This window comes from uncultured Lawsonella sp., assembly GCF_947252745.1.
Taxonomy (GTDB): Bacteria; Actinomycetota; Actinomycetes; order Mycobacteriales; family Mycobacteriaceae; genus Lawsonella.
Map to the genome: position 1 here is coordinate 279,286 of NZ_CAMXWW010000001.1, position 23,342 is coordinate 302,627.

Genomic DNA, 23,342 nt, shown 5'->3' on the forward strand with positions numbered 1-23,342 from the left:
GTTTCCGAGACTCTAGGTGTAGACCAACATTTCGTGGCACCATAGAAGCTACGGGCATTTCCCATTCTTAATTTTGGAGGAACAGTGAGCATCAAGGACCGCTTCGGAGGAGACTCGGCTGCAGATTCGGCCGCCTCCGCTCAGATCTCTGGCATCGCGATGTACGACGCCATCCCGCAACCCAAGGATGCCAGCATCGGCCAGCTTGCCAAGACCGCCGCGGAACAGGTCTCTACCCTCGTTCGCTCAGAAATCGAGCTTGCCAAGGCTGAAATCGGCCTCCAGGTGAAGCGTGGCGCCATGGGCAGTATCTTCTTCATCATCGCCGCTGTCTTCGCCCTTATGTCGTTCTTCCCCTTCATCATGATGTGGGCCAAACTCTTCTCCCTCTGGCTCGGCACCGTGACCTGGGATTGGTGCGGTTACCTCATCGTCTTCCTGCTGCTGCTGGTCTTCGCCGGTATCTTCGTCGGCATCGGCATCTGGAAGATGAAGCAGATCGAGAAACCTGAAAAGACCATCGAGTCTGTTGAAAAGCTGAAGGAAGTCGTCCCCAGCAGCACCAAGGCTGCCCCCAGCGGATACACCTACCTGCAGTAATAGCACTCAACCACCACACCGCGGCAGAAACCGCACAGGTGGGCTATTCTCAATGGCATGACCGATAGCCGCAACGCGACCCCCACTACACCGCCCGAGCCGGACAGTGTATGCGTCCCGGGTCCGTGGCGGCATCGCCTTATTTCCACCAACGGCATCCACCTGCATGTCGCCGACGTCCTCCCCGACAACTGGGAACACAACCACCCCCCAAGTGAACTCCCACCCCTCGTCCTCCTCCTCCACGGCTACGGCGAACACTGGTGGACCTGGCACCACCAACTCCAGCCCATCGCCGCAGCCGGTTTCCACGCCGTGGCTGTCGACCTTCGCGGCTACGGAAACTCCGACAAACCCCCACGCGGCTACGACCTCGTGACCGCCGCCAACGACATGGCCGGCCTGGTTCGCGCCACAGGACACCGCACCGTCATTGTCGTCGGACACGGGCTCGGCGGCGCCGTCGGCTGGACCATGGCCCGCATGTTCCGCAAAGGAGTCACCAAACTCATCGTGGTAGGGTCCCCGCACCCCCTCGTCCAGCGCGTTGACCTCCTCAAAAAGGTCTTCACCAGTAACCGCGCCGTCGGCCCCTTCTTCAGCGCCCAAGTTCCCCGCTTCCCCGAATGGCGGATACAGCAACCTGGCTGGATCGAGGACTACCTGGGGCATCGGGCCAACGACGGCTGGACAAAAACCACCGATGGGAAAGAAGCCGTGCAGGTATTCGGTGATGCCCTCCGCATCACCAACGTGGGCTACTGCGCTAACGAATATCTACGTTGGCTGGGCCGCTCCCGCTTCCGCGCCGATGGTTTCCGCTACAGCCAAAAGATGAAGCGCCGCCTTACCCTCCCCGTCATCGCATTCCGCGGAGAACACGACCCCGTCGTTTCCCTCGACGCCCTCAAAGACAGCACCCGCTTCACCGAAAGCTTGCAAGTGGTGACGGTGCCGCACTGCGGTTTCTTCCCCCAGCTTGAGGCGCCTCAGCTTTTCTCCAGCCTGCTCGTGCACTACCTGGGAGAACCCCGCCTAGCCGCGGTTCCGCCGCGCTAGCCCTGCTTCACCGTCGTCTGAGTGACCTCTGTTTCCAACGGCACGCACCGACCCGTGGAAACCTTCTCACGAGTCGTCATGGCCTTCCGCAGCACCGGCTCCACTTCTCGGTAGCTCAGTGCGTAGGCGGTATTGTTCTTATCTGTCGCTACCCCGAACACAATGCCCAGGTACTGGCCTTTGAGGTTCAACAAGGGGCCCCCGGAGTTACCGCTCATCAAACCGCCCAGCAGCGCATACGCCTGCCGCTCCACAATGGTCGTGCCATAGATGCCCGGTCCTTGCAGGATGAAGTGTTCCAGGAGACGGGCCGGTGCCACCCGGTAAGGGCCATTATTGGGGAAGCCGGGAACCACCACAGCCTGACCGGCCTCAACGGTATCCTCGTCAGCGGGTAAAAGGGCCGGGAGTACGAGACGGTTGGACGAGATGTCCGGCACCCACAGCACCGCTACATCTCGCATAGCGTTGAAAACAATGGGGCGCGCCCGGAACACACCCTTCACCGTGTGTACGCGAATAATCCGTGCGCCTGCCACCACATGGGCATTCGTCACCACCAGGCCGGGAGAGTAGATGAAACCGGTGCCTTCCAGCCTGCGATGACAGTCAGTCGCCTCGCCTACAATCTTCACCACGCTGCGTCGGGCCTTCACAATGGCGGGGGTTTCCACAATGTTTTCGTCTGGGATACCAGAGCCGGCGAACCGGGAGGACCGGTCGGTCATCTGCTGGAGGGATGCGGTGCGCGCCGAATCGTCCAGCATCTCGGGAATTTTCTGCGCCGCGTTGGGGGCGAAGGTGTCGATGACGGTCATCACCCGGGATTCGCGCATCACCTTGCCCAGATGTGTGTTGGGCTGGACCGAAAGGGGCGAGAAGAACACCCAGATGAGGACGGCGGCTAGGAAAATCTTGAACACTGAGCCAGCCATGCGCGAAATGCGGGATTTTTGCAGCCCCAGCCGATCCCGAATGTAGAGGCCCGCAATCTCTGCTCCCACTGAACAGAGAGACACCAGCACGAAGCCATAGGTGATGCCCACGATGAAGCGCAGCTGCCCATTGGTGGCGGCGGAAAGGATATAGGGGAGGGTGAAGTACTCGATGATGATGCCGATGACGGCGCCGAAAAATCCGTACAGGCTGGGGGTGAATCCGGTCACCCAACCGTAGGCACCGAAAACAATGAAGGCAAGCAGAGCCAAGATGTCGAATGTCAGTGCAGACACCTCTGCCTCCTTCGTGCGTGCGCCAGGGCTAGGTCCCGCTGGATGGTGGCTGAGCAGCCTACTCCTGCCCCGTCCACGCAGCAGCCCACACTGCTCTCTCCGCTGTTATCTCTCAAAATCCTACCGGAGAAACCAGCAAGGTCACGTTTGGACACTTGCCAAGATAGCTGCTCGCCCGGTGCCCACTTCTGCGCCTGCTCCTGGCAACTGTGGCCTGCTCCTGGCTACTGTGTGTGTTCTTCAATTCCCGCCAGGCGCAGCAACTCCATACGGTTTTCACCCTTCACCAGATCTGCTGCCGTGCCGGGGTCGGTGGGGCCAAGCCCAAAACTCGGGCAGTCTGCAGCCAGGAAACAGGCACCGCAGGCGGGCCGCCGCGAATGGCAGACCCGTCGCCCGTGGAAAATGATGCGATGCGACAGCACCGTCCACTCTGGCCGCGGAATAATCTCCCCCACTTCCTTCTCCACCTGGACCGGGTCCTCGCTCTCGGTCCATTTCCAGCGCCGTGCAAGCCGTCCGAAGTGGGTATCAATGGTCAGGCCGGGGATGTCGAAAGCGTTGCCTAGCACCACATTGGCGGTCTTCCGTCCAACACCGGGCAGCACCACCAGATCCTCCAAACGGGGTGGTACTTCACCGTCCCAATGCTCCACTAGCTGGAGAGAAAGAGCGTGAATATTAGCCGCCTTAGCCCGGAAAAAGCCAGTGGGACGAATGATCTCCTCAATCTCGACGAGGGACGCTCCCGCCATAGCGTGCGCATCGGGAAAACGCCGAAATAGTTCGGGAGTAACCTGGTTCACCCGTACGTCCGTGCACTGGGCGGACAGCACCGTTGCCACCACCAGCTGAAAGGGACTGTGGAAGGTGAGTTCGCAGTAAGCCTCCGGATAAGCGACGGCCAGCGTACGGGCCATACGGCGGGCACGGGTGACAAGTCCACGCCGGGACTCTGCTCCGGTTGCGGCCGGGTGGCGGGGGCCTCGCGGACGCGACTCAGCCGGGGAAGGGGTGAGGGATTGTGGGGCAGCCATAACCACAGGATACTTTTTCCGCCCGGATGGTGTTTACTTAGAGCATGGGATTGTATGCACTAACTCTCGTTTTGATGCCGTTTGTGGTAGGTGCCTTCGCGCTCATTATGGACCGTGTGGAGCGCGCCATCGTCAGCCCTCCGGAGCCTGGAGTTGTGACCACTCCCGCCGTCACCATTATCCCCGCCTCCCCGCAGGGGTCTCCAGCAACTGCGGAGACAGCCATCATTGCGGTGGAAGATGGTGCCCCGTTAGCGACGACTGAGCCGGAGAATCCCCCGGAGGACGACGAACCGACGACAGCGGAGTAGCTCACCCGCCCGTCTAGCCTAAGATTTTCCGCATATATGCTTGTCGAAGCGTAGTTGCCGGGCTGCAGAGACACCCCCTCAGTACCGCCCGATATTCAGGAAAAAACTATGAGATGCGCTACACTTTTCGTATTAGTTCCACTCGAGATGAGGTGACACGTGGACGAGGATATTCTCGCGCGCGCCGGCATTTTCCAGGGCATGGATGCAGCTTCCGTTTCTGCACTGTTGAAGGACCTGGTGCCCGAATCTTTCAGCAAGGGCGACACCATCATTCGCGAAGGTGAACCGGGCGACAAGCTCTACATCATCGTGGACGGCAAGCTGAAGCTGTCCCGCACTGCGCCCGACGGCCGTGAAAACCTCCTCGCCATCCTGGGCCCCTCCGACATGTTCGGTGAACTCTCCATCTTCGACCCGGGCCCGCGTACCTCCTCCGGTATCTGCGTCACCGACGTTCGCACCTACACCATGGACAGGCAGGCGCTGCGCCGCTGGCTCGATGCCCGCCCCCAGATTGCCGAGCAGCTGCTCCGCGTGCTCGCCCGCCGCCTGCGCCGTACCAACAACAGCCTGGCCGACCTCATCTTCACCGATGTGCCAGGCCGCGTCGCCAAGGCGTTGCTGCAGCTGGCCCAGCGCTTTGGTAGCCAGGAAGGCAACACCGTCCGCGTCAACCATGACCTCACTCAGGAGGAGATCGCCCAGCTGGTGGGTGCTTCCCGGGAGACCGTGAACAAAGCCCTGGCAGAGTTCGCCCACCGCGGATGGATCCGCCTGGAAGGCAAAGCCGTAGTGATCTGCGAAAGCGAGCACCTGGCCCGCCGCGCCCGCTAACCGCTCCGCCGACGGCACCACCTGAGAGCTTACGAGGCGCCCCTTCCATCACCGGAAGGGGCGCCTCGTTGTCTCTTTGTGGCCCACGAGATAGCTGAGCCACGGCCTAGCGCAGCATTGTGTTAGTCCTTAACCTCAACGATGAGTTCTACTTCCACTGCCGCATCGAGGGGCAATTCGGCGACACCCACTGCGGAGCGTGCATGCTGACCTGCCTGGCCAAAGATTGCCCCCAGCATCTCGGAAGCACCGTTGATAACGCCGGCTTGGCCAGTGAAGCCTTCCGCTGAGTTGACAAACCCAACTACTTTCACGATGGACTTGATGTTGTTCAGCCCACACACGGAGGCAGCTGCCGCAATGGCATTTAGCACTGCCACCCGGGCTTCTGCGTATGCTTGGTCGGCGGTAACCTTGTCGCCCACTTTGCCGGTGACGCCCAGTTTGCCATCCACGAAGGCCAGCTGGCCAGACGTGTAGACGAAGTTACCGGCACGCTTGGCAGGTACGTAGGCGGCAACAGGGGGCGCTACCGGGGGAAGATCGATATGGAGCTCATTAAGGCGTTGTTCCCAGTTCATTTAGTCCTCCAGTAGGCGCTTCATGTAGGCGATGTGCTGTTCCCCCGTAGGACCGGGCAGCACGGTGACGAGATCCCAACCGTCAGCACCCCATTGATCGAGGATTTGCTTGGTGACGTGGGTAAGCAAAGGCACAGTGGCGTATTCGAATCGCATGACACAAGTCTAGCGACTGTTCCACAAAAGATGGGGAGTCTGCTAGCACCGTTAGTCGGGTTCGGCGCGGCCACCGAAATTGCGAAGCGTCTCGATAGCTTCCAGGGTCTCGATCTCGGAGTCATCGTCATCCTCCGAGGCAGCGTCCAGCCGGTTGGCAATATCGGTGAGGACTCGAGTGAACTGCTGAATCTGGGACGACTTGTGACGCTTGAAGCGGCGCTCCGTATTGACGTTGAGGGTCTTGAGAGCTTCCAGTGCACCTTCCGGATCCCCTTCCCCCTCCGCAATGATGGTGTTGCGGCTGAGTGGGTCGAGAAGATCGCGCCAGGAGGGTACATCTGGGAAGTGACGGAGGATGGAACGGCGTTCGCGTTCCGTCATACCGCCCCAAACACCAAATTCCACGCGAGAATCGAGGGCATCGGCACGACACTGGATGAGGACAGGGCAATCACGGCAACGCAGGGCGGCGGCGCGTTGGGCGGCACCTTTAACGAAAAGGGAATCTCCACCATCTTCGCGGCAGAGGGCGTATGCGACCCATTCCGAGCGCTCCCAAGAGTAGATTCCTTGGCGCTTGGTGGAGACTGACGGGGGGTTTTCTGCCGGGCTATGCATCTGAGCGGCAGAGGTCGAAGAGGCAGACGAGGGTTGCTGATCGGCGTCGATATACTGTCGACGGGAATCGATCGTCGTCATCGGCCGCTCCTCCATGTCGAGATCAGGTCACCAGAAGTCCCCTCTGGGAGATATGAGGCGATAACACTGATCGTACGTTCCCATACAGGAGATGCAATACTCTCATGGCAATTTTTAAGGATAATCTATGTCTCATTCATTCCAATGAGACTGCCTTGTTACAAACCGATTCAAAAGCAGGTACCCTTGGTGCATGTCTCCTAAGCGCCCCTCCCTATATGCCCTAGCCAGCGGTATCGCCGCAGGTGCAGTGTCCAGTGCGGTGACCGCTGCGTACTCAGCCACGTTGGGCCGGACGCGCTTTATGGTCAAGCAGGAAACTCTGCCCCTGTTGCCAGCTGGCTCCGACCCCATCCGTATCCTCCACCTCAGCGATTTCCATATGACCCCCGAGGATAAGGAACTTCAACATTTCCTGAGTTTACTAGGGGATATCCACCCAGATCTCGTCATCGACACTGGCGACAACTTGGCCCATCCCAAAGCAGTACCCTACGTCGTCCAGTCATTGGGAACTCTACTCGACGTGCCGGGATTTTTCGTCTTCGGCTCCAACGACTACTTTGCCCCCGACTTCAAGAACCCGTTGAGCTACCTGCGGGGAGAATCCACCCTCCACGAACGGCCCTCGCTCCCCTGGCAGGGCATGCGAGCCGCTTTCCAAGAGCGTGGCTGGAAAGACGCCACACACCAACGTCATGCCATCAACATTCGCGGAGTGAACATTATGGTGGCGGGTGTAGATGACCCCCACATCGACCGTGACCGCTACGACACTATTGCGGGCGAGCCCCTCCCCGGTACAGACGTGGCCATCGGCCTCACTCATGCCCCGGAGCCGCGGGTATTGCTCCGTTTTTCCGAAGACGGTTATGACCTTGCCCTGGCCGGACACACCCACGGCGGGCAGGTGTGTCTTCCGAATGGACAATCCATCGTCACCAATTGTGGGATCGACCGGAAACGTGCTCATGGACTACACCGCTTCGCACACCTCTGGCTTAATGTCTCGGCAGGCCTGGGAACCTCCCCGTATGCCCCCTTCCGCCTGTTCTGTCCGCCGGAGGTCACACTGCTGGAGTTGACCACACACCCGTAGCCGCCACGATTTTCGTTATTTGCTGTTTGGTGTACTAAAGTTAGTGAAGCATCAACCGGGGTATGGCGCAGCTTGGTAGCGCGCTTCGTTCGGGACGAAGAGGCCGTGGGTTCAAATCCCGCTACCCCGACCAGGCAAGGACCGCTCTCCACAAGGAGGGCGGTCCTTCTTTGTTGACCCGTTGTCCAAAAAGTATTTTCCAGGCATTCATTTCTATGCCATCATGTGTACATACACTTGTCACAGGTCCACCGAAGTTGAATGAAGAGGACGACTTATGACGCTGCACCACCGACTCCTGCGCACAACCGCCCTGAGCCTTGGCGTCATCTCCGCACTCGGTCTCACGCTCCTCTCCCCCACTACTCCCGCCGCCGCTAACCACCTCAACCGAGTTCTGCGCAGCCAGCCAATGCCCATCGGCCAAGCCCGCCCCGTCACCGGCGGCCCCCTCCCACAACGCGACCAACCCCAGGTAACTCAGGCCCCCTCCTGGCTCCCCGAAGGCCGCTCCCGTACCGCCGATGCCCTCCGCACCAACTACCAAGCACCCGTCATCCCCGTCCCCACCCTCCCCCTCGTCCCCGACCCAGTCCCGCTTCGCAACGGCCGCACCGGTCTCGTTAATGTTCCGCCCTACTTGTACGCGGGCACCTTCAAAGTGGGCGTTTTCCCCCTCCTAGGTGTCTCCTGCCTCCCCTGCCGGAAAGCTGACGTTTGGGGTGGTGACGTCGCCGTCAGCTGGGATGACGGGAAAGGCGGCAGCTTTGTCATCTTCGGCGACACCATCGGCCTGAACTATTACGGTCACCGCCGAATGCGCTCCAACACCCTCGCCTTCACCCGCGACCTCTCCTACGCCGACGGCCTACAACTGGAACGCTGGGAAATAGGAAAGGACGGCAACGCCCGCGAAGCCATCCAATCCGCACACGTCAACGGCTTCGAACGCTCCAAAATCCCCACCGGCGCCTTCAGCTACAAAGGCGTGCAATACGTGGGTTGGCAATCCGTCTCCCGGCTCGTCGGTGACAGCCGCAGATGGCTTACCTCCCGCTCTGGCATCTCCGCCTCCTACGATCACGGCAAAACCTGGCAGACCATCCTCGTCCGCCCGCAAGGCACATACGCCAAATTCCAGCAGGTCAGCTTTGCGAAGCGTGACAACTACCTCTACGAGTTCGGCAGCCGGCAAGGCCGCGAAGTTGGTGGCTTGGCCGTCGCCCGCGTCCCCCTCAGCAAAGTGGGCGACCTCTCCGCCCGCGAATACTGGACCGGCCTACGCTGGACCAAGAACGCACCCCAGCGCGCTTTCAACGTGATGGCCCTCATCCATGGTGAGCTGAGCGTGCAGTGGGATCCACTGTTCCGCCGCTTCAACATGCTACGTATGCAAGACGGTGGCGTCATTCTCTCCACCAGTCTGGACGGTGTGTTGTGGAGCCCAGGCCGCGAAATCTACAGCACGGGCTCCTCCATGTACTCTGCTTACGCTCCGCAGCTACTCCCCAACCGGCATGGCTCCAGCCTGTTCTTCCTCCTCTCTATCTGGGAGGACTACAACGTGGTAACCATGTACACGCCGCTCGGCTTCTAGCCGGCGCAGCACTCCGGCACAACAGCCAACACCGATACGGAACATAGCGCCGGCGCAACACTCCGGCGCAACACTCCGAGACAGTAGCTAGCGCCGCTGGTCACGCGGCTGCTCCGACTGCTCATCCAGATGAATGATCTGGGTGGGAAGATCCTCCGTGCCGTCCTCCGGCATCGTCGTCGCCACCTCAAGATCCGCCAACGACCCCGTGTCCATCGGCGCAAACGGAGTAGCCGGAGACACCCGGGTAAACACGCCTGTCTCCACTGCGGAGCTATCCTGCACCACGGATGCCGGTGCCGTCACTGTCGCGGGAACCTTCCGCCCCACCTTCACCGGGTGGATATCCGTCGGAATACCGGCATCCGGACGACGCCGCAGCACCGTCAAGATGACAAAGATCGCAATCGTCGTCAGCGCCAACAAAGCACCATTCGCCAACCAAGCCATAGCGGGATCGCCACCGTTACCAATCGCCGCCAACGCGGAGGTGATATACGACACCGGCATGAGAGAGTCGAAGAATCGACTCATCCGCGACGGCCACTCCGTCAACCACACGAAGCCCGACACCGACGCCTGAACAAACACCAAGAAGATATTGAGAAGCAGACCCCACTTGCGGCCCAACAACAGCACCACGGCGCCCGAACCCAACAGCAACGCCGCCGAGCCCACCGCCAACGTCGACACCATAAAGGTACCGACCATCGCATTTAGGCCCGTCATAGTCGTGAGGATCGCCGTCGCGGAAATGACCGTCATGAGTAGCCACACCGCCGCAATTTCCTTCCGGCCCAACCGCAGTCGCGACCACCAGGCCACCGCTGCCGCCAACGCCAGCAACGCTGACACCAAGTAGGCCTGGCCCAACGGCAGGCTCGGCTTCTCGCCCTGCGACTGCAGCGCCAACTGCTCCTCCGCCATCTGCGCAACCTTCTGGTCGTTCGACAGCTTCATCAGCTCCAACATAGCCGTATGGGCCTTCTTCGTGTTGCGCTCATTGGTCGTCGCCACCCCCTGCAGCTTGGACACACCGGACACCAATTCGCCCATCCCGTTATCCAACTGCACCAGACCCGACGCCAACTGCTTCGACCCAGACTGTGCCTTCATCACGCCGCTGTAGTACGCCCCACCCGGATTCAACTGGCGAGAAATCTCATTAGCCCCACTCTGCAGACGATGCAGATCCTTAATAGCCTGGTCCGTCTGCCGCGAGTCGTGCAGTGTCTTCGACAGCTCCTGTAAAGCAGTACGGGTACGCACCGTATCGGGATCATTACCCACCAACGTAGGGATGGTGGCATCCACCACGGCAGCCGCGGCCGCCTGGTAACGACGCAACGCAATCACCCCATTGACGGCCTCCGACACACCCCCAGCCACCTGCTTGGCGCCCGAACCGAGCTGGCGGGTACCATCCGCCACCTGATCCATACCATTCGACAACTCAGCCGAACCAGCACGAGCCTGGGCAGAACCGTCCTTCAGCTTGCCGGCGCCGTCATCCAGCTGGTCCACGCCACTCTTCAACAGTCCCGCAGAAGTATTCGCCGCCGACATCGCATCGTTGGCACGCGACAGATGAGACTGCGCCTTCTCCCCCGCCAGCAACTCCTGGCGGGCTTCCTCATTGGCGGACTGTCCCGACGCGGCACCCACCTGCCACGAATCCGACAGGTGGATACCTAACCCGGCCACAATCGCCGCGATAATCAGCGACGGCACCAGCATGGCAAAGAGCCGGCCAAAGACCGACAGACCCCGCAGGGCGGCCGATGAACCTTCGGCAGAACTCTCTGCAGATTTACTACCGAAAGCCTTTTTTGTCGTTCCAGCTGCGGAACTCTTTTTCAGGGAGGGGCGTCGACTCATGTCTCTAGCCTAAGCAATCGACCCCGAGTTATCACCTTTAGAGTGCACCGTAAAGCCTGTATTCTTGTAGGAAAGTTAGGAAAAACGTCAACTTCATTGAGGAGGCCAAGTCGGTGCTTGTGCTGTACAGTTTGGCCGTCCTAGTGCTGACCATTGCAGCAACCCCACTACTGACTCGCTTCCTGGGCCGCAATGCCGGCTGGGTTATCGCCCTCATCGATCTCTCCCTCGCCTGCGGAATCTACGCTCCCCTGGGTCCACGCCTGCTGCGCGGCGACACTATCACTGCCTCCATCCCCTGGATCGCCTACTGGAATATTCACGTAGGCCTTCGCCTCGACGCGCTGAGCTGGTTCTTCGCCATGCTCGCCCTTGTCATTGGGGCCGTCGTCATGGCCTACTCCACCCGCTACTTCGACAGCCACGACCAGCACGGCATGCCCCTCCACCACACCAGCTTCTTCCTCCTCATGGTCGTCTTCACGTTCTCCATGATGCTGCTGGTCACCGCCGATGACCTCATCCTCCTCTTCATCGGCTGGGAACTCACCAGCCTCATGTCCTTCATGCTCATCGGACGTTCCGGACACGCCGGCGAAGCAGGCTCCCTCCGCACCCTCTTCCTCACCTTCATCGGTGGACTCTTCTTCCTCACCGCCACCGTCGTCATCATCGCCGTCACCCACACTACTAACCTCACCGAGGCACTCTCCTCCAGCGTGTGGGTAACGAACCCCGGCATCACCACCACCGTAGCGGTACTGATCGCCATTGGCGCCTTCACCAAAGCCGCCCAATTCCCCTTCCACCTCTGGCTCCCCGAAGCCATGGCGGCAGAATCTCCCGTCTCCGCCTACTTGCACGCCGCCGCTGTCGTAAAAGCCGGCATCTACGTGCTGCTGCGCTTCTCGGCCGTCTTCCGACTCAATCTCACCTGGCAGATCCTGCTGGTCGTCGTCGGCATGTTCACCGCCGTCATGGGAGCCCTCTTCGCCCTGCAAAAGACGGACCTCAAGAAGCTGCTCGCCTACTCCACCGTCTCCCAGCTCGGGTGGATCGTCACCACGATCGGCATCGGCACCCACGCCGCCCTCACCGCCGCGGTCCTCCACACCCTCGCCCACGCCCTCTTCAAGTCCGGGCTCTTCATGTCCATCGGTGCCCTCCAGCACGCCACCGGCACCCGCGACATTCGCCGCCTTCCCCCCATGTGGAAGTACACTCCCGGCCTCATGGTGGTGACGGTGATCGGCGCCATCGGCATGGCCGGAATCCCCCCCACCCTGGGTTTCGTCTCCAAAGAATCCATGCTGACAAACTTCCTCAGCGCCTGGGGTAGCAACGCCGGCTCTATCGTCCTCACCACCGTCGCTGTTATCGGTGCTGCCCTCACCGTGGCCTACAGCTTCCGCATCATCCTCGGCGGCTTCTTCGACGGTGAACGCACCGTGGTGGAGGATAAAACCGACGCAGACCTTGACCGCGACAGCTACGAACTCGTCCTCCACAAAGTGCCCTGGGTCCTCACCGTCTTCGCGGCACTCCCCGCCGTCGCCGGTCTCCCCCTCTACTTTGCGGTGACGGCCCTCGGGCACCCGCTGTCTCAGATTGCCGTCAGCGCCATCAACACCCACACCGCCAGCTACCGCGCTGCCGTCATCCACAACGGTCCCCAGCTGCACGCCACCCACCTGCACCTTATCGCCGTCAACGAAGTGCTACTGCTGTCGCTGCTGGCCATCGTCATCGGCCTGCTCCTGGCATGGCAGCGCAAGCGCGTGGATGCCCTCCTCGACCGTGAACTACTCCCCCGCGACGGCGCCACCAACCTGGCCACCGTGTGGGAGAGCATGCGTTGGGCCGGTAACCTGGCCGGCACCGTCACCCGCTCCGACAGCCCCACCCGCCACGTGGGTGCCTTCGTTATCGTGCTCGGCGCCCTCGCCGGCACAGTGGCAGTGGGTTCTTTCTCCGGACAACTCGACTTCCCGGACCGCGTCCCCGGCATCGACCGCCCCATCGACCTCGTGGTGCTCCTTATCGTGCTGGTGGCAGCCATCGCCGCCATCACCACTCACTCCCGGCTGGCCGCAGTGGTGCTCCTCGGTGCAGTTGGAGTCGCCATCACCCTGCAGATTTTCGCCCTCGGCGCCCCAGACGTGGGTCTCACCCAACTACTGGTCGAAATCATCACCACCGTCATGTACATGCTGGTCCTCCGGCGCCTCCCTCGCACCTTCCAGAAAGCCTCGCGGCGGCGGCGAGTCTCCGCCGGCATCATCGCCGTCTTTTCGGGACTCGCCGCTTTCGGTGCCGTTTGGGTATTCACGGGGCGCCGAGACCGCTGCGCCCTCAGCCAGTACTTTCTTGACCACGGGCCTACCATCACTACCGGCAATAACGTCACCAACACCATCATCAACGAGTTCCGTGCCTTCGATACGTTTGGCGAAATGGCGGTGCTCGGGGTGACAGGTTTGGCTATTGCCGCCGTGCTGCTCTCCGTTCACCCCGCATACCGCCGCACTGGTAGCGCCAGCTTCCACCTCATCCGCCAAGAACTCCGGGAACGGGTGGGGAAAAACGGCCGTATCGTGCTACCCACCTCCTACGCGTACCGCGACAGCATCACCAACTCCTACCCCATCCGCGTATTCGTGTTGATGCTCTCTCCGCTCCTACTTATCACCGCCCTCGTCGTGTTCTGGCGCGGCCATCAAGAGCCGGGTGGCGGCTTCATCGCCGGCCTGATCCTGGCAGTCACGCTGGTACTGGCCTGGCTATCCACCCCGGTAGACCGCCCCCTCACCCGGCGCCGAACCCCCGCCATACTGGTCGCCAGCGGCGTCACCACCGCCACCATCACAGGGCTTATCGGCTATTTCACCACCCACGACCACAGCCTGGATGGGAGCGTGTCACCACACTCCTTCCTCTCCCCCCAACACTGGGATATTCCGGTGCTGGGCGCGGTGCCCTCCGCCACGTTCTTCGACTTTGGCGTCACCCTCTGCGTACTCGGCATGGTCTTGACAGCCCTCAACCTGCTCGGGTCGGGCCAATCCCCGCTGGGTGTCCCCAGCGTGGAAGTGTGGCCACCCTACGACCCGCTGCACATGGATGCGAAGGAGGAAGGTCCCCTCACCGAGGCAGCCAGCCAGGTGAACTCCTACCGTGACCCCATCCGGCAGAAGGAGATCCCCCACTATCGGGAGGCTCTGCGCGCTCTCTCCGCGGCAGAAGAGAAAGCTGTAGAAGAACGCCATGCCCCTCGCTCTCATTCCCGCTCGCAGACTGGAGGTGACGAGAAATGATCCTCGCCCTAACCATTGGCGTCCTCATCGCCGCAGGTGTGTACCTCATTCTGCAGCGCGATATGATGCGCATTGTCCTCGGCTTCGGCCTCATCAGCCACGGCATCAACCTCACCGTACTGGCTTCTGGCGTCCTTGACCGCCGTGAAGCGCCCCTCCTGCAGGAAACTAGTGTCGCCGCAGCCGCCGACCCTCTTCCCCAGGCTTTCGTCCTCACCGCCATCGTCATCTCCATGGCTGTCACCGTGTTCATGCTGGTCCTCGCCATCATCGGGACCACCGACGATGTGAAGGTCACCCCCGACTCGGGAACGGAGAGTGACGAAGTATGACCCTCGCCCCCCTCCTCCCACTATGGGTGACTGTCCCGCTGGTCACCGCTGTCCTCATGGTGTTTGCCCAACCACTGGCCCTGCGGCGCGTCATCTACCTGGCAGTCCCCAGCCTTTCTGTAATTGGCGCATTTATCCTGCTCTACCAGCACCACAGCCATGCTGTCATCGCCGAACACGTAGGTGGCTTCGCCCGCGGCATCGGTATATCGTTCGCCTCCGACGCCTTCAGCGCCCTCATGCTGGCAGCCACCGGCATCATCATTATTGCCTCCGCCTGGTTCGCCATCTCCATCGGTGAAGATGAACGCAACCGTTTCTTCCCCACCCTCACCCTGGTATTGATGGCGGGTGTGAACGGTGCCCTCCTCACCGCCGACCTCTTCAACCTTTTCGTGTGGATTGAAGTCATGCTCATGCCCTCCTATGCGCTCCTCGCCATTACCGGTACGTGGCGGCGCATCGGGGTGGACCGCATGTTCGTGGTCGTGAACCTCCTCACCTCCTCCGTCTTCCTGCTCGGCGTCATCTACATCTACGGCGCCGTTGGTGAGGTCAACATTGCGGTACTGGCCGGCGCCGCCGCCAACGAACCCCAGGTGGGCATCGCCATCACCGTCTGCCTTATCGCCCTCTGCGTGAAGGCGGGTGTGGTGCCGGTGCACGGTTGGCTCCCTCGCGCCTACCCGGCCACCTCTGCTGCGGTGATGGGTCTGTTCTCTGGTTTGCACACCAAAGTTGCTATCTACGCCATCTACCGCATCGTCTCTACCATCTTCATCTTCGATACCCCGGGACAGTGGATCATTGTGGTGGTGCTATGCCTCACCATGTTGGTGGGTGGTTTTGGTTCGTTGGGTGAACAGCGTATCCGCGGCTCATTGGCGTTCCAGATGGTGTGCGGTGTGGGCTATATTCTCATTGCCCTCATGCTGGCCGCCAACACCAGCGATATTGAGGCGCGAGCAGTGGCCCTCGGTGCTGGCATCTTCTACCTCATCCACCACATGCTCACCATGGGGTCCCTTATCCTCACCTCCGGGGCAATCGAAGAAACCTACGGCTCAGGCCGTTTCGACCGCCTCGATGGCTTGCAGCGCCGCGAACCCCTCGCCGCTGGCATCATGGCGGGCGGCATGTTGAGCCTGGTGGGCTTCCCACCCTTCTCCGGTGTGCTCGCCAAAGTGGGTATTGCACAGTCTGCTGCAACCGCCGGCGGAGCACTGGGCTGGACCGTTATCGCCGTCATCATCATCTCCTCCCTCGGGGCCCTCCTCTCCATGATGTATGTGTGGAGGGGTGTCTTCTGGGGGCCGCAGATGGCCATGTATCGGCCTATCGGAGCGGAGAAGTTCCAGCCGGTGGAGGACGACCTCATCATCAATAAGAAGCAACTCCTGCCCGGCGCATTCCTTCTCCTACTAAGCCTGGCAGCTTTCTTCGGGGCGGGCTGGCTGGTGGACCAAACCACCCGCGCCGGCTTCTCCCTCCTGGACATTTCGGACTACCTGCGGGCGGTGCTAAACGTATGAGTGATAAGCCCCGGAACACCACGCCCCCTCGCGAACTCACCGACGACGAACTGTGTGAGCAGTGGGAGCAACAAGAACGCGCCGAGGACTTGGCCGACCGCAAGTCGGAGGAAACTCACCTGCGGGAAGAGAGAAGTTCCTCCTTCAGCTCTGCCGCAATGACGCTTGTGCGCGCCGTCTGGCACCTCATCAGACGGCCCCGCACAGCCGGCCGTCGCTTCGTGGACTTCTTTGCGTCGGCGGGGCGTTGGCTGGCCTATGGTGCGTGGCTGTTGGCGGAAGTCGCCATCAATGCTGATGGTATGGCTCTCGATATGTTCCGCCCGAATACCAAGATTTCGCCCGCTATCCTACGTGTTCCCCTGGAACGTATGAATAGCTTGGAGGTGACGGTGTTCGCCACCTCCATCACGTTGACTCCTGGCACGCTGGTGCTAGCTATCGACCGCGGCTCCGCCCGACTAACCATGACATTGGATGGTGTGGCAGTCTCCGGCGATGACGGGTTTTTGCTAGTGCATTCGGTGTACGCCGAAGATCTGGATGCAGTGCGGGATGAATTGGAAATCATGATGAATAAGGTGCTGCGGGCCAGCCGCGGCAAAGCCTATGAACCTCATCGGTTGGAGGTGACCGCCGCATGATGGTCCTTACGGTAATGATCGTGATCGCTTCCGCGATCATCATCGCTGGGATGCTGCTTGGCCTCTACCGCGGTATTAAGGGCCCGGATGGGGCGAGCCGCGTCGCCATCAACGATCTGCTCTTCTACGGCATGCTGTGCATTGTCGGTTTCATTGGTCTGCTCAATGGCTCCAAGGTCGTGTTCGACGTGCTGCTCATTGGTGGGCTTTTCGGGGCCGTCTCCACTATCGCTCTGTCGCGCGTCATTAACAGGGGGCACCGATGAACATTATCGTGCAGGTTCTGGTGGGCCTTATCGCTATCTTTGGAGCGCTCTTCTTCCTGGATACCGGTATCGCTATGATCCGCGCCAAGGACGCCGTCACCCGTGCGAATATGAACAGCCCCGCCATCTATGTGGGTTTCCCGCTGGTGGCGTTTGCATTGTTCATTGGAGATACGGCCATGAACGGCTTCTCCTGGGCGCACCTTATTGAGTTTCTCCTCATCACCTTTATTGTGCCGGTGGGCTCGGCGTTGGGGTCCATGTATTTGGGCCGCGCCATGATGCTTGCGCAAGTTCGCTTGGACCCTCGCACAGTGCGGGAAGACCTGCGCGATGTTTCCCTGGCGGCGCGGGATGAAGCGTCCGAGGCGCACAGTGGGGAGCCGGAGAAGCACTATCACCATCTGGAGAAATACTCCGAGTCTGAGGAGTACGAGGAATACAACGAAGAGTTCGACGAGGAGTCGGGCGTCGCAGTGGAGAATACTGCCGACGAGAAAAACAGTTAGCCCATGTTGGCACAGCAGCTGTCCGCCCGGTCTACACAGTTTGTGTAGACCGGGCGGACAGCTGCTGTTATGGAGGTGGGGTGCGGTTGATGGGACGCGATAATCGCACCCACAGCTAGCTAGTCTGGCCTTCAGCGGTCGATCCGGCGAGCCAGCAAGCCAGCGAGCAGGTTGTTAGTGGTTGTCCTTATAGGACTTCTCGATGGCAGCGCCAACCTCTTCGTCGATGTTCTTCCAATACTCGAACACACGGGAGAGGACAGGTTCCTGCACCTCATCGAGGGTACCGACGACATTAGAGACGAGGCGCTCACGCTGGGCGTCATCCATGACGTCGCGGACCAGAGTATGCGGCTGGCTCCAGAAGTCGTCATCCTCGTGCTCGACCGGGTAGCCGCGGTAGGGTTCGGTGCCGTGGGGCTCCCAGCGGCCGAGGTCGGCCGGGGATTTCTCGGGCTGTGCGGTGGGGCCATTGCCACTGTTCGGCACGTAGGTGGGAACGGAAGGGTCGTTGAACTCCATGGCTGCCGGGCCCTGGTGGCTGTAGTTGTGCACCGCGACCACGGGACGGTTGGGGGGCAACTGTTCGAAGTTGGCGCCGAGGCGGTGGCGCTGGGTGTCCGGGTAGGAGAAGACACGGCCCAGCAGCATCTTATCGGGGCTGAGGCCGATGCCGCGCACCAGGTTGGAGGGGCTGAAGGCAGCTTGCTCGATCTGTACGTGGAAGTTCTTCGGGATCTGGTTGAGGGTGAGCTTGCCGACCGGGATCAGCGGGTAGTCCTTTTGGCTCCAGGTCTTGGTGAGGTCGAAGGGGTTGACCTTGTAGTTCTCAGCCTCAGCCTCCGGCATGATCTGCATCTTGAGGGTCCAAGACGGGTAGTCGCCATCCTGAATGTGCTGGTAGAGGTCGCGGCGGTGGAATTCGGGGTCAGTGCCAGCCAGCTTGTCTGCTTCTTCCTGAGGCAGGTAGCCAATGCCCTGGTCGGTCTTGAAGTGGTACTTCACCCAGAAACGCTCACCCTTGGCGTTGATCCACTGATAGGTGTGGGAGGAGAAACCATCCATTTCGCGGAAAGAGGAGGGCAGGCCGCGGTCGCCGAAAAGCCAGGTTACCTGGTGGGCGGATTCGGGCGACAGGGTCCAGAAGTCCCAGCGCATCTGGAAGGACTGCAGGTCGGTATCCGGGGTGCGCTTCTGGGAGTGGATGAAGTCGGGGAACTTGATGGCGTCACGGATGAAGAACACCGGGGTGTTGTTACCAACCATGTCGTAGTTGCCCTCTTGGGTGTAGAACTTGAGGGCGAAACCGCGGGGGTCACGCTGGGTGTCAGCGGCACCCTTTTCACCGGCGACGGTGGAGAAGCGAGCCAGGACGGGGGTCTTCTTTCCGGGTTGCAGGAAGTCTGCGGCGGTGTAGGCAGAGACGTCTTCGGTGACTTCGAAAACACCGAAGGCGCCGGAACCCTTGGCGTGGACGACACGCTCGGGGGTGCGTTCACGGTCGAAGTGAGCGAGCTTGTCGATGAGGCCGACATCGTGGAGGCCGATGTAGCCCTGCTTACCCTGTTGGAGAGAGTAGTCGTCGGAGGCGACGGGAGCACCAGCTGCGGTGGTGGTGGCGGAGTTGTGAGGGGCGGGGCGGAGGCCGCGCTCGATCGGGTTCTCGTTCGTCATGTTGAGGGTTTGCCTTCCTGGAATCGGATTGCGGTGTGAGAGACGGGGCGCGTATCCCACGAGGGAGCTGAAAAGCTCTGTACCTACAGTGTTCCTTATTAATTAATGAATGTCAATAGTTTTTCTAGATATATAGATTCTTTTGATGAGGGTGAATGGGTTCCTTCACAAATGCACTGCGGTTGTACCCCAAAAATGTCAAAAGAGCCGGAAACCTGCAGAACACTGCAGAGTTTCCGACTCTTCGTAAAACGCTACGAGCAGCGCGCGAAATTAGGCGCCGAGACGCTTCGCGACCAGCTCAGCAATCTGGATGGTGTTGAGGGCAGCACCCTTACGGAGGTTGTCACCGGACACGACCAGGTTAAGGCCACGGTTGCCTTCCACAGAGGGATCCTGACGGATACGACCCACCAGGGAAGGATCGATGCCAGCAGCAGCCAACGGAGTGGGGACGTCCACCAGCTCAACGCCGGGGGCGTCAGCCAGCACAGCCTTGGCCTCTTCGGGGGTGATGGCCTTGGAGAACTGAGCATTGATCACCATGGTGTGAGCGGTGAGCACCGGCACGCGCACGCAAGTACCAGAGACCTGCAGATCCGGGATGCGGAGGATGCGGCGGGACTCGTTGCGGAGCTTCTGCTCCTCGTCGGTCTCGTAGGAACCATCATCGACAATATTGCCAGCCAGCGGCACCACGTCGAAGGCGATGGGGGCGACGTAGGGACCCAGGTCCTCAGCCTTCATGGCGGAACCATCGTGGGTGAACTTCTCCATGTCGTCAACATTGTCACGCACCTGCTGGGCGAGAGTACGGACACCAGCCAAACCGGAGCCGGACACTGCCTGGTAGGAGGCGACGAACATGCGCTCCAGGCCAGCAACGTTGTGGAGGGCCTGCATGACGGGCATGCATGCCATGGTGGTGCAGTTCGGGTTGGCGATGATGCCCTTCTTGAGGTCATCGGCTTCATCCGGGTTGCACTCGGTCACGATCAGTGGCACGTCGAAGTCCTTACGCCATGCGGAAGAGTTGTCGACGACCACGGCGCCGGCCGCGGCGAAGCGGGGAGCCTGTGCCTTGGAAGTGGTGGCACCGGCGGAGAAGACGGCGATGTCGATGCCCTTGAGGTCCTCATCAGAAACGGCGTTGACGTCTTCCACGACGACATCTTCACCGCGGAACTGCAGCACCTGGCCGGCAGAACGCTCGGAGGCGAAGAAACGGACCTTGGTGCAGGGGAAGTTGCGCTCTTCGAGGATGGAGCGCATAACGCGGCCAACCTGGCCGGTGGCGCCGACGACGGCGACAGTGAGATCAGTCATTGTGAGTCCTTTGCGGAGTTATAGGGAAGCCACTCCCCGGTGGTCGTGATTCTCGCAACCGAGGAGTGGCTGAAAGAAGATTTTAGCGACCGGTACCGGCATAGACGGTGGCCTCTTCATCAGTGCCCAGGTTGAAGGCATCGTGGAGGGCGCGCACAGCAGTCTGAACATCCTCGGAGTCGATGAGGACGGAAATGCGGATCTCGGAGGTGGAGATGAGGTCAATGTTGACTCCCGCCTCGGCGAGAGCCTCACAGAAGGTGGCGGTGACGCCCGGGTGAGACTTCATACCGGCACCAACGAGGGACACCTTGCCTACGTGATCATCGAAGAGGACCTGATCGAAGCCGATCTCGTCCTTTTTGTCGTTGAGGATGGCGACAGCCTTGGGAGCGTTGGCGCCAGAGCAGGTGAAGGTGATGTCGGTCTTGCCGTTGTCCACGTCAGAGAGGTTCTGGAGAACCATGTCGATGTCGATTTCGGCATCGGCGATGGTGCGGAACACGGAAGCAGCGAAACCGGGCTTATCCGGGATGCCGACGACGGTGATCTTGGACTCGGACACGTCATGGGCGACGCCGGTGAGAATTGCTTCTTCCACGGGAATATCCTCCATTGATCCGGAAACGATGGTTCCGGGCTTGTTGCTGTACGACGAACGCACGTGAATAGGAAGGTTGCCGCTGCGTGCGTATTCCACACAACGCAGCATCAGGATCTTGGAGCCGACTGCGGCCATCTCCAGCATTTCTTCGAAGGAGATCTGGTCCAGCTTGCGGGCGTTAGGAACGATGCGCGGGTCGGCAGTGTAGACGCCGTCCACGTCGGAATAGATTTCGCAGACATCTGCGTTAAGAGCGACGGCAAGGGCGACGGCGGTGGTGTCAGAGCCACCGCGACCCAAAGTGGTGACGTCCTTGGTGTCCTGGGACACACCCTGGAAACCAGCGACGAGGACGATCTTGCCTTCCGCGAGGGCAGCTTCAACGCGCCCCGGGGTGACGTTAATGATGCGTGCGTTTCCATGCTTAGCAGTGGTGATAACACCAGCCTGCGAACCGGTCATAGAAACGGCCTCCGCACCCAGCGAGGCAATAGCCATAGCCACCAGCGCGTTGGACATGCGTTCACCAGCGGTGAGGAGCATATCCATTTCGCGCTCCGGGGGAGCTGGGTTGACAGACGTTGCTAGGTCCACCAGTTCATCAGTGGTGTCACCCATTGCAGAGCACACAACGACAACGTCGTTTCCGGCCTTCTTGGTGGCCACGATCCGTTCTGCGACGCGACGGATACGCTCTGCCGATTCCAAAGAAGAACCGCCATACTTCTGTACGACGAGTGCCACGGGTAAATACCTCCATGTGCTGTGAACAATTTCACGCGTAATCCTACCTGTAGACCTGCGGTATTGCCTAGTAGCACCCTCAAATACGCTACGAGAGGACACCCTCGCGTGAGGGTGCCCTCTCATAGCCCTGAAACCGGCTAATGCCTGTTAGCTGGGATTCTTTACTCAGATTGTAGGATTTCGAACTACTTCAGTGCAGCAGCCTTGTCGTTGCGCTCCACCTTCATGAAGGCGGCATCCTTGGCCAGGAAGTAGTTCGGGCCAAAGAAGATCTGGCGAGCGTTCTCGGTGTTGTTGAGGTAGAGATCAGCAAAGGCGAGCACGGAAGCCGCGAAAGCGGAGTTCCTCCAGTCGTCCATTTCCTGACCGTGGGGAGCGCCCTTCACCATAGCGATCCAGGCGGGCACATTCTTGTTCATCTTGTAGCGGGGACGAATGCTCCAGTCGAAGCAGACGGTGTCCTTCTCGCCGGTGAGGTAGAAGGTCGGCACCTTGCTCAGAAGAGGCTGGAAACCGACGCTGGGGCCCGGCTGCAGCGGCACAGCAGCAACAACCTTGAGGCCGGGGTACTTCTTCTCAACCTGCGGAAGCAACCAGCTGGAGCCAGACTCGGTGGAGCCGCCGCCAGCGGAGTGACCGGTCAGGATGGTCTTAGTGGCATCAACGTGTCCGAAGAGCGGAGACTTGGAATTCTGGGACTCAGCGAACAGGCTTGCAGCACCCTGAACGTCGGTGTAACCGGTCCAGTTGAGGAAGGTGTAGGTGACGACCACGATGTAGCCGTGGGAAGCCCACATGTGGTAGAGATGCTCGGTCAGACCAGCTTCGGCACCAATGCCGGGGGTGTAAATAATGACCGGGAGTTTACCCAGCTCAGCAATATTTTCGGGGTAAACGAACTGCACATCAGCGGGCTTCTTCGTGCCATCGGGGAAAGTTCCCCAGCACGTGTGCTTCATCTTATTGTTGTGGTCTTTTTCGAGGATCTTAGCGTAGATCTTGTAGACCAGACCGCAATCCTGTGCCTTCATGGTAGACACAGTCTTGTACTTGCCCATGTGCGAATACAGATTCTGGATGTGGCTACCAGTAACAACACCCTGGCTGTCCACCTTGATAGGCTGCTGCGGTTCTGCCTGCGCGACTCCCGCGGTAAGCCCGAAAGCAAGAGCAGATGCCGCCAGCGTGGCGGTAAACTTCTTAAGTCGCATAACCGATCCCTTTCGTATGCGAGCACGTGTAATGAAAGAAACGTCCCACAACGGACAATTGTGTGGAAGAAGGGCATTCTCGGGAGGATCTCAA

Annotated in this window: 21 protein-coding genes, 1 tRNA gene and 1 pseudogene; 13 read left to right on the top strand and 10 right to left on the bottom strand. The window is 60.4% G+C overall.

All coding sequences use genetic code 11. The features are described from left to right. Positions 1 to 84: 84 nt before the first annotated feature. Both Q0X28_RS01235 and Q0X28_RS01240 read left to right on the top strand, forming a co-directional pair. On the top strand, positions 85 to 600 hold the full coding sequence (locus tag Q0X28_RS01235) for a phage holin family protein (protein ID WP_296238492.1): 516 nt from the start codon (positions 85 to 87) through the stop codon (positions 598 to 600). 57 nt (positions 601 to 657) lie between these two features. Beyond that, entirely contained in the window at positions 658 to 1,659 is a 1,002-nt protein-coding gene (locus Q0X28_RS01240) for an alpha/beta fold hydrolase (RefSeq protein WP_298575623.1), read from the top strand. Here the strand turns inward: Q0X28_RS01240 and Q0X28_RS01245 are convergent. Beyond that, the gene (locus tag Q0X28_RS01245) at positions 1,656 to 2,891 is read right to left on the bottom strand and encodes a MarP family serine protease (protein ID WP_298575626.1); all 1,236 of its coding nucleotides are present in this window, start codon (positions 2,889 to 2,891) and stop codon (positions 1,656 to 1,658) included. The genes Q0X28_RS01240 and Q0X28_RS01245 overlap by 4 nt on opposite strands. A gap of 224 nt (positions 2,892 to 3,115) precedes the next feature. After that, positions 3,116 to 3,811: an endonuclease III gene (gene nth / locus Q0X28_RS01250; protein ID WP_296238636.1), complete on the bottom strand. Its 696-nt coding sequence runs from the start codon at positions 3,809 to 3,811 to the stop codon at positions 3,116 to 3,118. A gap of 161 nt (positions 3,812 to 3,972) precedes the next feature. Here nth and Q0X28_RS01255 point away from each other — a divergent pair, with 161 nt between their 5' ends. Together Q0X28_RS01255 and Q0X28_RS01260 are read left to right on the top strand one after the other, a co-directional pair. After that, positions 3,973 to 4,239 carry a hypothetical protein gene (locus Q0X28_RS01255; RefSeq protein WP_298575629.1) on the top strand — a complete coding sequence of 89 codons (267 nt, stop codon included), beginning with the start codon at positions 3,973 to 3,975 and terminating at the stop codon, positions 4,237 to 4,239. Positions 4,240 to 4,440: 201 nt separating this feature from the next. Beyond that, positions 4,441 to 5,076, top strand: a complete 636-nt coding sequence (locus Q0X28_RS01260; RefSeq protein ID WP_296238634.1) for a Crp/Fnr family transcriptional regulator — start codon at positions 4,441 to 4,443, stop codon at positions 5,074 to 5,076. 122 nt (positions 5,077 to 5,198) lie between these two features. Here Q0X28_RS01260 and Q0X28_RS01265 read toward each other — a convergent pair whose 3' ends face one another. The 3 genes and pseudogenes from Q0X28_RS01265 to Q0X28_RS01275 all read right to left on the bottom strand — a co-directional run. Then, on the bottom strand, positions 5,199 to 5,657 hold the full coding sequence (locus Q0X28_RS01265) for a RidA family protein (RefSeq protein WP_296238482.1): 459 nt from the start codon (positions 5,655 to 5,657) through the stop codon (positions 5,199 to 5,201). Next, entirely contained in the window at positions 5,658 to 5,813 is a 156-nt protein-coding gene (locus Q0X28_RS01270; RefSeq protein WP_296238481.1) for a hypothetical protein, read from the bottom strand. A 321-nt stretch (positions 5,814 to 6,134) separates the two neighbouring features. Then, positions 6,135 to 6,434: pseudogene (locus Q0X28_RS01275) on the bottom strand (WhiB family transcriptional regulator); the annotation flags it as partial. Between the two features lie 274 nt (positions 6,435 to 6,708). Between Q0X28_RS01275 and Q0X28_RS01280 the strand changes: the two are divergent. From Q0X28_RS01280 to Q0X28_RS01290, 3 genes are all read left to right on the top strand, one after another. Continuing rightward, positions 6,709 to 7,614: a metallophosphoesterase gene (locus tag Q0X28_RS01280; RefSeq protein WP_296238480.1), complete on the top strand. Its 906-nt coding sequence runs from the start codon at positions 6,709 to 6,711 to the stop codon at positions 7,612 to 7,614. 56 nt (positions 7,615 to 7,670) lie between these two features. Continuing rightward, positions 7,671 to 7,747, top strand: a tRNA-Pro gene (locus tag Q0X28_RS01285). Positions 7,748 to 7,891: 144 nt separating this feature from the next. After that, entirely contained in the window at positions 7,892 to 9,211 is a 1,320-nt protein-coding gene (locus Q0X28_RS01290; RefSeq protein ID WP_296238478.1) for a DUF4185 domain-containing protein, read from the top strand. Between the two features lie 87 nt (positions 9,212 to 9,298). Here Q0X28_RS01290 and Q0X28_RS01295 read toward each other — a convergent pair whose 3' ends face one another. Further along, positions 9,299 to 11,089, bottom strand: coding sequence for a hypothetical protein (locus tag Q0X28_RS01295; protein WP_296238476.1), 1,791 nt, complete (start codon positions 11,087 to 11,089; stop codon positions 9,299 to 9,301). Positions 11,090 to 11,202: 113 nt separating this feature from the next. Between Q0X28_RS01295 and Q0X28_RS01300 the strand changes: the two genes are divergently transcribed. The 6 genes from Q0X28_RS01300 to Q0X28_RS01325 are packed head-to-tail and all read left to right on the top strand — an operon-like array spanning position 11,203 to position 17,686. Continuing rightward, entirely contained in the window at positions 11,203 to 14,403 is a 3,201-nt protein-coding gene (locus Q0X28_RS01300; RefSeq protein ID WP_298575634.1) for a DUF4040 family protein, read from the top strand. After that, positions 14,400 to 14,735 (top strand): sodium:proton antiporter, encoded by a 336-nt coding sequence (locus Q0X28_RS01305; protein ID WP_296238471.1) that lies wholly within the window; start codon positions 14,400 to 14,402, stop codon positions 14,733 to 14,735. Before Q0X28_RS01300 ends, Q0X28_RS01305 begins: the two co-directional genes overlap by 4 nt. Then, positions 14,732 to 16,267 carry a monovalent cation/H+ antiporter subunit D family protein gene (locus Q0X28_RS01310; protein ID WP_298575639.1) on the top strand — a complete coding sequence of 512 codons (1,536 nt, stop codon included), beginning with the start codon at positions 14,732 to 14,734 and terminating at the stop codon, positions 16,265 to 16,267. Before Q0X28_RS01305 ends, Q0X28_RS01310 begins: the two co-directional genes overlap by 4 nt. After that, complete coding sequence (locus Q0X28_RS01315; protein ID WP_298575642.1) at positions 16,264 to 16,911, top strand: Na+/H+ antiporter subunit E; 648 nt, start codon at positions 16,264 to 16,266, stop codon at positions 16,909 to 16,911. The genes Q0X28_RS01310 and Q0X28_RS01315 overlap by 4 nt, the downstream gene beginning before the upstream one ends. Next, positions 16,908 to 17,177, top strand: coding sequence for a monovalent cation/H+ antiporter complex subunit F (locus Q0X28_RS01320; protein ID WP_298575645.1), 270 nt, complete (start codon positions 16,908 to 16,910; stop codon positions 17,175 to 17,177). The genes Q0X28_RS01315 and Q0X28_RS01320 overlap by 4 nt, the downstream gene beginning before the upstream one ends. After that, positions 17,174 to 17,686, top strand: coding sequence for a monovalent cation/H(+) antiporter subunit G (locus tag Q0X28_RS01325; RefSeq protein ID WP_298575648.1), 513 nt, complete (start codon positions 17,174 to 17,176; stop codon positions 17,684 to 17,686). The genes Q0X28_RS01320 and Q0X28_RS01325 overlap by 4 nt, the downstream gene beginning before the upstream one ends. 174 nt (positions 17,687 to 17,860) lie before the next feature. Here Q0X28_RS01325 and Q0X28_RS01330 read toward each other — a convergent pair whose 3' ends face one another. From Q0X28_RS01330 to Q0X28_RS01345, 4 genes are all read right to left on the bottom strand, one after another. Beyond that, positions 17,861 to 19,360, bottom strand: a complete 1,500-nt coding sequence (locus tag Q0X28_RS01330; protein ID WP_298575651.1) for a catalase — start codon at positions 19,358 to 19,360, stop codon at positions 17,861 to 17,863. Between the two features lie 273 nt (positions 19,361 to 19,633). Then, on the bottom strand, positions 19,634 to 20,686 hold the full coding sequence (locus Q0X28_RS01335; RefSeq protein ID WP_296238458.1) for an aspartate-semialdehyde dehydrogenase: 1,053 nt from the start codon (positions 20,684 to 20,686) through the stop codon (positions 19,634 to 19,636). Positions 20,687 to 20,768: 82 nt separating this feature from the next. Then, positions 20,769 to 22,034: an aspartate kinase gene (locus Q0X28_RS01340; protein ID WP_298575655.1), complete on the bottom strand. Its 1,266-nt coding sequence runs from the start codon at positions 22,032 to 22,034 to the stop codon at positions 20,769 to 20,771. 188 nt (positions 22,035 to 22,222) lie between these two features. Beyond that, entirely contained in the window at positions 22,223 to 23,248 is a 1,026-nt protein-coding gene (locus tag Q0X28_RS01345; RefSeq protein ID WP_296238454.1) for a hypothetical protein, read from the bottom strand. Positions 23,249 to 23,342 lie beyond the last annotated feature (94 nt).

What these genes read in the sequence shown, in the direction of transcription:
- Q0X28_RS01305 (WP_296238471.1), top strand. Translation starts at nt 14,400, where the DNA reads ATGATCCTCGCCCTAACCATTGGCGTCCTCATCGCCGCAGGTGTGTAC.
- Q0X28_RS01335 (WP_296238458.1), bottom strand. Translation starts at nt 20,686, where the DNA reads ATGACTGATCTCACTGTCGCCGTCGTCGGCGCCACCGGCCAGGTTGGC.
- Q0X28_RS01345 (WP_296238454.1), bottom strand. Translation starts at nt 23,248, where the DNA reads ATGCGACTTAAGAAGTTTACCGCCACGCTGGCGGCATCTGCTCTTGCT.
- Q0X28_RS01320 (WP_298575645.1), top strand. Translation starts at nt 16,908, where the DNA reads ATGATGGTCCTTACGGTAATGATCGTGATCGCTTCCGCGATCATCATC.
- Q0X28_RS01255 (WP_298575629.1), top strand. Translation starts at nt 3,973, where the DNA reads ATGGGATTGTATGCACTAACTCTCGTTTTGATGCCGTTTGTGGTAGGT.
- nth (WP_296238636.1), bottom strand. Translation starts at nt 3,811, where the DNA reads ATGGCCCGTACGCTGGCCGTCGCTTATCCGGAGGCTTACTGCGAACTC.
- Q0X28_RS01330 (WP_298575651.1), bottom strand. Translation starts at nt 19,360, where the DNA reads ATGACGAACGAGAACCCGATCGAGCGCGGCCTCCGCCCCGCCCCTCAC.
- Q0X28_RS01290 (WP_296238478.1), top strand. Translation starts at nt 7,892, where the DNA reads ATGACGCTGCACCACCGACTCCTGCGCACAACCGCCCTGAGCCTTGGC.
- Q0X28_RS01270 (WP_296238481.1), bottom strand. Translation starts at nt 5,813, where the DNA reads ATGCGATTCGAATACGCCACTGTGCCTTTGCTTACCCACGTCACCAAG.
- Q0X28_RS01310 (WP_298575639.1), top strand. Translation starts at nt 14,732, where the DNA reads ATGACCCTCGCCCCCCTCCTCCCACTATGGGTGACTGTCCCGCTGGTC.
- Q0X28_RS01265 (WP_296238482.1), bottom strand. Translation starts at nt 5,657, where the DNA reads ATGAACTGGGAACAACGCCTTAATGAGCTCCATATCGATCTTCCCCCG.
- Q0X28_RS01280 (WP_296238480.1), top strand. Translation starts at nt 6,709, where the DNA reads ATGTCTCCTAAGCGCCCCTCCCTATATGCCCTAGCCAGCGGTATCGCC.
- Q0X28_RS01295 (WP_296238476.1), bottom strand. Translation starts at nt 11,089, where the DNA reads ATGAGTCGACGCCCCTCCCTGAAAAAGAGTTCCGCAGCTGGAACGACA.
- Q0X28_RS01325 (WP_298575648.1), top strand. Translation starts at nt 17,174, where the DNA reads ATGAACATTATCGTGCAGGTTCTGGTGGGCCTTATCGCTATCTTTGGA.
- Q0X28_RS01315 (WP_298575642.1), top strand. Translation starts at nt 16,264, where the DNA reads ATGAGTGATAAGCCCCGGAACACCACGCCCCCTCGCGAACTCACCGAC.
- Q0X28_RS01240 (WP_298575623.1), top strand. Translation starts at nt 658, where the DNA reads ATGACCGATAGCCGCAACGCGACCCCCACTACACCGCCCGAGCCGGAC.
- Q0X28_RS01260 (WP_296238634.1), top strand. Translation starts at nt 4,441, where the DNA reads ATGGATGCAGCTTCCGTTTCTGCACTGTTGAAGGACCTGGTGCCCGAA.